Here is a 4,852-nt window from a genome sequence, read left to right as displayed (position 1 = left end):
GACCCTGTGGGAGAGTAGGACGCCGCCGAACAATCATTGTAGAAAGCCCCGTACCGGGTATCCGGTACGGGGCTTTTCTGCGTTTACGGGCATGCTGCAGAGTCGGTCGCTATCCTGGCCACGTTCCCTGGAGGCACGATGACAGCACAGCACCTCGAAGACGACGGTCCGCTCATCCCCCAGCCGGCCATGACCCGCGAAGCCCTGCGGGACGCCGTGCGCCGGATCGACATGGCGCACCTCGCCGAGTTCGACAGGGAATGCCATGCGGCGTTCGACCGCGCCGCGGAGACGGGCGCCATCAACCCGCTCCGCTTCTTCTTGATCAAGTGGGCCACGCACGTGGCCATCCACCGCCGGCCCGCCCGCGCCGCGGCGCTGCTGGAGGCCGAGCGCACCGCCGGCGACCCGGCCGCCACGGAGGAACAGTTCCGGTCGGCCATGGAGACCAGCAGCCGTATCCTCGCCGAGGCCCAGCGGGAAATCGGTCAGTGACCCTGCGGGGTGAGGGAGTGGAGACCGAGGCCGGCTGGGCCTGGGAGTGCGATCCGAGCCGGCTGTGGGTACTCGGCGACATGCCCGCGGAGCAGCAGGAGCTGGTGGCCGTCGTCATGGAGGGCCTGGTCGACCTGGCGTCGATGGCCATCGACCCCAAGGACGGCAGCCTCTACGAGGACCCCAGCCCCATGCGCCTGCGTACGTACGAGGACGAGCACCTGATGCTCTGGTACCAGACCATCCCCCACCGCAGCCGCGTCTACCTGAAGCGCGTCAACCTCTGACCTCAAGACCGGTACCGACGCGGAGCGACCGCACCAGCCGGCGCCACATCGCGGCAGCAGCTGCTCCCCGCCCGGCCATTCCCGGTGGTGCGTTCGCCTCACGCACCCGTCATTCGTGACGGCGGGGGTAGGGCGCCCGGCCCGAATCAGGCCTGGCAGTCGGCCGGCCGTGCGCAAGAGGCCGCCCCTCCCTCGCCGCCGGCCGTCTTTTGACACCCCGTACCGGCCGCGGCCGGCTGCGCTCGCGGCCACGCATGCCATGTGACGGTTGCCGTGTCTGTAGGCCCGCCGCATCTGCCAACGCCCTCAAGGTCGGCCGTGACAGAGCCCGCGAAGCCGCGGTGCCCGCCTTCGTCCAGGAGCACACCGGTGACCGCGTAGACCGCGTACCCACTGTCTGGCCCCGACTAGTTCGGAAGGCGCTGCGGCCTGCCTCAGGGGATGAGTGTGGCCTGTGGCAGTCAGCGAGGCCGCTGGTCCAGCCAAGGGCGCTCCCAAGGAAGCGCTCGATTCCCTTGCCAAGATCCCGGACCATTCCTACAGCGACGCCCGCGCGGTGTTCGACGCGATGTGCGGCTGAAGGCAACCGGATCAGCCATCGTGGCCACGCCGGCACTGGCCGTTCCAGCCTCAGGGGCGGTTTCGCCGAGGGCAGGTCCGGACCTGCGGAAGGACCGGAGACCGCCGCGCCCCGACTGCCGACGGCACAAACGACGCCGCAACTCGGTTCTGGCACAGATCTTGGGGAGTCATCGCGGTGTTCGAGGATGTGCGAGGGATTGAGCCTCGGCTTCGTGCCTATTGTTCCGTCTCACTGAACACTGAGGTGATCCGGCGATGCCGGCATCCCGTGCATGGACCCGTGCTGGGTCAAGGTGGAGCTCGTACGCGGTGTAGCACTCGCTGATCTCGGTTCCCACCGCAGCGCCGCATGGGCACAGTCGATTCAGTCCGCCCTGGCCATGCAACCCGCAGCAGCCTGCGTGGTCCCCTTCAAGGTCGTGCAGCAGATCCGGCGCGCCCGTCTCCGTCGGGATCGCCGACAGCCGCCCCCCCCGGGAAACACTGCGACGCATTCGTCCGTGGGAAGGAACGGGGCGCCCCCTGGCTCAGGCTCCAGGGCGTAGAACCCTTCATGCATCGTGGCCGGGGCCCGGCGATACCCGTCGGGTCCGATCGGCCCGTCAAACTCTGGCCTGATCAGTGTGTCGGAGATCTGTACAGCCCTGGTCAGAGGATGGAGCAGGCTCATCTTTCGGAGCAGGTGGAAGCCAGCTCGTCCGTAGAGCTGCCTCTTGATCTTCTTGATGGTGTTCTCGGCGCCTTCGATGCTGCCGGAGCTCCAGTCCAAGCGCGAGTAATTCTCCGAAGTTGCGGACATGCCCGGCGGCCGCGTCCAGTTCAGGACAGCGAGCCAGGACATCCTTCAGGCTGGCACGTTCCTCCTCGGTCAGGGCCGTGGGGTGTCGGGTGAGCCAGCCGGTCACCAGGCCACCGCCGGAGGTCGGAACGGCGTGCTGGCCGGAGTCCCTCGGAGAGTGGCGATGGGGGCGCGAACCGTCTGGTTGCTGACGGGCGCGTTGTCGGCAACGAGTTCACGGTGGAGGTGGGTGACGCTGGTGCCTCGCGCGGCGAAGCGTCGCTCTCCGTAGGGCTTGTAGGGGTCCAGCCTGTTGGGTCGGGGCCCGGTCTTCGAGGATGGTGTCCTGCCAGCGTGCGGCGTTCGCGTACCGGAGCACGGTGTTCAGGCCCCAGCCCAGGTGCCGGGCGATTGCCCGGCGTGAGTGGGCTTGGGCGAGCAGCTCGTGGACCTGGGCGTGTGCGGCCTTCTTGCGCTCGGCCCGCCGACCGACTGGTTCGCAGTCATCCTGTGACCGACGGGTCTCCGGGCCGAGCGCCTCCAGCAGCATGCCGCTGGGCGACGGGCTCCGCAGGCAGTCGCGGTGGGCGGCGACGCAGGTCTCCACGGCCCGCCCGGCCGAGGCCCTGCCACAGATGGAACCGGTCAGCGACCTTGCAGGGCATCGGGGGCGCCACGGCGTGCACCCCAGGCGTATGCGCCCGCCCGGTCCCGGCGCGCGGTTGCGCCGGGTCGTAAACCGTGCGTACGGGGCGGTGAACCGTGAGAACGGCTCGGCGAACGTCCGGCGCGGGCAGTCCGCTGCCCACAGATGACACGCCGGGCCAGCAATCGGATCACGAAGCCCTGCTCAGCAAGCGGAAGATCCCTCAACCTGCGGCGATATCGGTCGTGCACCCGGGGTCCGAGAAGCGGCCGCAGTCCGGACATTCCGCCCCGACCACGCGGCCTTTTGCCAGCACCTCGACCGAGTATGACCAGCACCATCACCGCTCGCAGCCGCCCACAGCAAAGACGGACGGAGACCTGGCGGAGCGTCAGTTCCTGCTGCTGGACGAGAAGGCGTACGCGGTCTCACGCAGCGCCACCCTTCACAACCGAACGACGAAAGCGTGATGGCGGGGCCTGCATGTGATCGACACCGGAGACATCGACGTCTTCCTCGGCCTGGACGTGGGCAAGGGCGCACATCACGCCACCGCCGTCACCCCGGCTGGGAAGAAAGCCTTCGACAAGCGGCTGCCCAACACCGAACCGGAGCTCCGCCGAGCTCTTCGCTAAGTTGCAGGCCTCGATCGGTGCCCTGCCGCCGGCGGTCGCCTGGGAGATGGGCGCCCGGTCGCCTACCTTCCGGGGCTGACGATGCGGCGGAGCGCCCACCTCTGCCCGGGTGAAGCGAAGACGGATGTGAAGGACGCGTTCACCAGCGCGGACGCGGCCAGCGCGATGCTTCACGCTCTGCGGGCCGGCGACGGCGAGGACGAGGCCATCGCCGAGCTGGAGATGATCGGCGGGTTCGACGACGACCTGGCCGGAGAGATGAACCGCTCCACGGCCTGCTGACCCAGATCCAACCGTCGCTGGAGTGGGTGCTGGGGCCGCGGTTGCAGCACCGGGCCGTACTGACCCTGCTGGAACGGTTCGGGTCACCGGCCCAGATCCGCAAGGCCGGCCGGCGCCGCCCGGTCACCCTGCTGCGGCCGAAGGCCCGACGGATGGCCGAGCGGCTGGTCGAAGACGTCTTCGCCGCCCTGGACGAGCAGACCGTCACCGTTCCGGGGACCAAGGCGGCAGCGCTGATCGTCCGAGCCTGGCCAGCTCACTGACAGCCGTGCTTGACCAGCGCAAGCTGCTGGCCGGGCGGATCGCGGAACTGCTGGAGGCCCACCCTCTTTCGAAGGTCCTGAGGTCGATGCCGGGAGTCGGCGTCAGGAACGGAGTCGGCATCCTGATCGAGGTCGGCGACGGCGGCACCTTCCCGACCGCAAGCCACCTCGCTGCCTACGCAGGACGCGCCCCCGAGACCCGCAGTTCCGGGTCCTCGATCCGCGGCGAACAGCCGTCCAGCAGAGGCCCTGCTCTGCCTCGCCCGATGACGGGCCGACCTCCTCTTCGCCATGCTCCACGGCCGGCAGCCTCAGGCTGATCCTCGTCACGCTCGCCACACGCTGGGCAGTCGTACTTGCCGACCGAGTCGGTCAAGACCGGGTGACCGCAGTAATCACGCGGACGCAGGCCCTCATCAGCCGACTCCTCAACGGTCCTTCGGCCGGTGGAACAACCTGGGGGCTCAGGCAGCTCACGTCCCGGCGGTTGGCTCAACGGGCACGCTGATGCGCCCGGGGCACGGTCACGGGCCCCCGGCTGCGCTCGTTTTGACACCTCGGAGGGCCAGTTGTAGAGTCGAACGGTTGCCTGGAACTGCACAAGTTCGGCAGCCATCAGCAAGACCCCCTTCGCACCCACGGAATCGAATTCTGCGGGTACGTACTCGACTCCTCATCCAGGAATCTGAAGCCGGGAAATCCGGTGGAAAACTTCTGATAGAGTCGGACTCGCCGGAAAGGGAAACGCGAAAGCGAAGACCTGGAAAGCAAATCCCGCTTCGACCGGGAGTCAGGCCCGAAAGGATCTGATAGAGTCGGAAACGCAAGAACGAAGAACGAAAGCCCGGAGGAAAGCCCGAGAGGGTGAGTACAAAGGAAGCGTC

At 68.2% G+C, this 4,852-nt stretch carries 5 protein-coding genes and 1 pseudogene; all 6 read left to right on the top strand.

What is annotated here, in order from left to right; all coding sequences use genetic code 11:
• The first annotated feature begins 138 nt into the window (after positions 1 to 138).
• The 6 genes and pseudogenes from ACIQU4_RS42265 (at position 139) to ACIQU4_RS42240 (ending at position 4,288) form a co-directional block, all read left to right on the top strand.
• Complete coding sequence (locus ACIQU4_RS42265; RefSeq protein WP_403743254.1) at positions 139 to 495, top strand: DUF6247 family protein; 357 nt, start codon at positions 139 to 141, stop codon at positions 493 to 495.
• Positions 492 to 782 (top strand): hypothetical protein, encoded by a 291-nt coding sequence (locus ACIQU4_RS42260; RefSeq protein WP_403743251.1) that lies wholly within the window; start codon positions 492 to 494, stop codon positions 780 to 782. Before ACIQU4_RS42265 ends, ACIQU4_RS42260 begins: the two co-directional genes overlap by 4 nt.
• A gap of 454 nt (positions 783 to 1,236) precedes the next feature.
• The gene (locus ACIQU4_RS42255; RefSeq protein ID WP_403743248.1) at positions 1,237 to 1,362 is read left to right on the top strand and encodes a hypothetical protein; all 126 of its coding nucleotides are present in this window, start codon (positions 1,237 to 1,239) and stop codon (positions 1,360 to 1,362) included.
• 1,911 nt (positions 1,363 to 3,273) lie between these two features.
• Positions 3,274 to 3,705 (top strand): annotated as a pseudogene (locus ACIQU4_RS42250) (transposase).
• A 26-nt stretch (positions 3,706 to 3,731) separates the two neighbouring features.
• Positions 3,732 to 3,968 carry a hypothetical protein gene (locus tag ACIQU4_RS42245; RefSeq protein ID WP_403743246.1) on the top strand — a complete coding sequence of 79 codons (237 nt, stop codon included), beginning with the start codon at positions 3,732 to 3,734 and terminating at the stop codon, positions 3,966 to 3,968.
• Positions 3,969 to 4,054: 86 nt separating this feature from the next.
• Positions 4,055 to 4,288, top strand: a complete 234-nt coding sequence (locus tag ACIQU4_RS42240) for a transposase (RefSeq protein ID WP_403743257.1) — start codon at positions 4,055 to 4,057, stop codon at positions 4,286 to 4,288.
• The last annotated feature ends 564 nt before the right edge of the window (positions 4,289 to 4,852 follow it).

The organism is Streptomyces sp. NPDC090741 (assembly GCF_044769045.1).
In the GTDB taxonomy this organism is placed as follows: Bacteria; Actinomycetota; Actinomycetes; order Streptomycetales; family Streptomycetaceae; genus Streptomyces.
The sequence above is the reverse complement of the archived record's forward strand: the minus strand, read 5'-3'. Positions and strand labels throughout refer to the sequence as shown.

Excerpts from the sequence above, each read along its gene's own strand:
- ACIQU4_RS42265 (WP_403743254.1), top strand. The coding sequence starts at position 139 with ATGACAGCACAGCACCTCGAAGACGACGGTCCGCTCATCCCCCAGCCG.
- ACIQU4_RS42240 (WP_403743257.1), top strand. The coding sequence starts at position 4,055 with ATGCCGGGAGTCGGCGTCAGGAACGGAGTCGGCATCCTGATCGAGGTC.